The following is a 2777-nucleotide window of genomic DNA, read 5'->3' on the forward strand; positions in this document are numbered from 1 at the left end:
CGCAGACCCTCACCGAATGGACGCAGGAAAGCGAAACCCCGCTCCACAGCTTTGCCGTCTGCTCCGACAGCGACGTAGGCAAGAAGCGTAAGGCCGATGAAGACACCGTTCAGGTGTTCACTCACGAGCTGCGCTACCCAGCCTGTTGCCGCTGACCGAAAACTGACCCAGTAGAGGCTGTTCTGCCGACTGAAAACTGACCCAGGTGTTCAACTGCTTCTGCTCAATTTTTGAGCAGGAGAACACAGGGTGATCAGTATGGAAATGATGGGCAAAATTCGCCGGATGTATTTCCGCGACAAGCTGTCGCTGCATGAGATAGCCAAGCGCACCGGGTTGGCGCGCAACACGATTCGCAAGTGGGTCAGAGCACCTGAGGCCAAGCCGCCGGTCTACCAACGCCGCGCGATCTTCAACAAACTCAGCCTTTTTCACGCCACGCTGGAGCAGGCGCTAAAAGCCGATTCGCTGCGGCCCAAGCAACAGCGGCGCAGTGCCAAGGCGCTGTTGGCGCAAATCAAAGCCGAAGGTTATGACGGTGGCTACAGCCAGCTCACCGCGTTTATCCGTGCCTGGCGAGGGGGACAGGGCAAGGCGTCGCAGGCCTTTGTGCCGCTGACCTTTGCTCTTGGCGAGGCGTTTCAGTTTGACTGGAGCGAGGAAGGCTTGCTGGTCGGCGGCATTTACCGGCGTATGCAGGTGGCACATCTGAAGCTGTGTGCCAGCCGTGCGTTCTGGCTTGTGGCGTATCCGAGCCAGGGCCATGAGATGTTATTTGACGCCCATACACGCTCGTTCGGCTCCTTGGGCGGCGTGCCGCGCCGGGGCATCTACGACAACATGAAGACCGCCGTCGACAAGGTCAATAAGGGCAAAGGCCGGGCGGTGAATGCGCGCTTTGCGGTGATGTGCGCGCATTACCTGTTCGATCCGGACTTCTGCAACGTCGCCGCTGGTTGGGAAAAGGGCATCGTTGAAAAGAACGTGCAAGACAGCCGCAGGCGTATCTGGCTAGACGCCCAGGACTGCCAGTTTCACTCCTTCGAGGAACTCAATGCCTGGCTGGGCCAGCGCTGCCGCGCGCTTTGGAACGAGCTGACGCACCCTCAATACAGCGGGCTCAGTGTGGCCGAGGTACTGGAGTTGGAGCGCGCCGAACTGATGCCTATGCCCGCGGCCTTCGACGGTTACGTCGAGCGGCCTGCGCGGGTCTCCAGCACCTGCCTGGTTAGTGTCGGGCGCAACCGCTACTCGGTGCCGTGTGAGTACGCGGGTAAGTGGGTCAGCAGCCGTTTGTATCCGACGCGAATCGAGGTGGTGGCTGACGACGCGCTGATCGCCAGCCATGTCCGCTTGCTGGATCGCGACCAGGTCAGCTATGACTGGCAGCACTACCTCCCGCTGATCGAACGCAAGCCCGGTGCGCTGCGCAACGGCGCGCCCTTTGCTGATCTGCCGGCGCCGCTGCGTCAGCTTAAGCACGGTCTGGGGCGTCATGCCGGCGGTGACCGGATCATGGCGCAAGTTCTGGCTGCCGTACCGGTCGCCGGGCTCGATGCGGTGCTGGTGGCTGTTGAGCTGGTACTGGAAAGCGGCAGCCTGAGCGCCGAACACATCCTCAATGTCGTGGCGCGCCTGGCCGCGACCGAACCACCACCCAGCGTCGAAACCCACTTGTCGCTCAAGGAAGCCCCCGTCGCTAACACGGCGCGCTACGACCGCCTGCGTGGCCAGACCGAGGAGATCGGTCATGCGTGATTTGATGGCGGAACTCAAGGAGCTGCGCCTGCACGGCATGGCCACGGCCTGGGCGGAGTTAACTGCACAGGGTGAGTCGAACACAGCCTCGTCCAAGTGGCTGCTCGAACACCTGCTGGAACAAGAGCACACAGATCGCGCCATGCGCTCGGTGAGCCACCAGATGAACATGGCCAAGCTGCCGATGCACCGCGATCTGGCCAGCTTCGATTTCAACGCCTCTAGCGCCGACGCACGCCTGATCAGCGAGCTGGCCAGCCTGGCCTTTACCGACACCGCGCAGAACGTGGTGCTGATCGGTGGGCCAGGCACCGGTAAAACCCACCTAGCCACCGCGCTGGCCGTGTCCGGCATCACCCGGCACGGTAAGCGCGTGCGCTTCTACTCCACGGTCGATCTGGTCAATCTGCTGGAGCGCGAAAAACACGACGGCAAAGCCGGGCGGATCGCCCAGGCACTGCTGCGCATGGATCTGGTCATCCTCGACGAACTGGGTTATCTGCCGTTCAGCCAGGCTGGCGGTGCGTTGCTGTTTCACCTGCTGTCCAAGCTGTACGAACACACCAGCGTGGTGATCACCACCAACCTGAGCTTCGCCGAATGGTCGAGCGTGTTCGGCGACGCCAAGATGACCACCGCCCTGCTGGATCGGCTGACCCACCACTGCCACATCGTCGAAACCGGTAACGAGTCCTATCGCCTGCAACACAGTAGCTTGGCGGCCCAGGCCAAGATCAAATCACGGGAGCGAAAGCGTAAGGGCGGCCAAGAACCGGAGGACGATGAGCCGTTCTGATTTCATGGCGACGACGGCCTGCTACATGGCTGCGTGTGGCAGGTCTTAAACAACTGAACTGGGCTAGCGAAGGAGTGGGGGCAACAGCAGCTGCGCTGGTAGACTTATCCACAGTTGCTGGTAACAAAATCAGCAATCCGCCCTGGGTCAAATTTCAATCGGCAGGGTGGGTCAATTTTCCATCAGCGCCAACACGAGCCTCTAATCGTGCACTCGGCTGAGT

2 protein-coding genes are annotated in these 2777 nt (G+C 61.2%); both read left to right on the plus strand.

The features are described 5' to 3' along the window. The first annotated feature begins 258 nt into the window (after positions 1 to 258). Positions 259 to 1758, plus strand: coding sequence for an IS21 family transposase (gene istA / locus SOP97_RS20120; protein ID WP_322947996.1), 1500 nt, complete (start codon positions 259 to 261; stop codon positions 1756 to 1758). Next, a complete protein-coding gene (gene istB, locus SOP97_RS20125; RefSeq protein ID WP_011911830.1) occupies positions 1751 to 2554 on the plus strand; it encodes an IS21-like element ISPst3 family helper ATPase IstB in 804 nt (267 codons plus the stop codon). Before istA ends, istB begins: the two co-directional genes overlap by 8 nt. The last annotated feature ends 223 nt before the right edge of the window (positions 2555 to 2777 follow it).

The organism is Pseudomonas spirodelae (assembly GCF_034653255.1).
Classification (GTDB): Bacteria; Pseudomonadota; Gammaproteobacteria; order Pseudomonadales; family Pseudomonadaceae; genus Aquipseudomonas; species Aquipseudomonas spirodelae.

What these genes read in the sequence shown, in the direction of transcription:
- istA (WP_322947996.1), top strand. Translation starts at nt 259, where the DNA reads ATGGAAATGATGGGCAAAATTCGCCGGATGTATTTCCGCGACAAGCTG.
- istB (WP_011911830.1), top strand. Translation starts at nt 1,751, where the DNA reads ATGCGTGATTTGATGGCGGAACTCAAGGAGCTGCGCCTGCACGGCATG.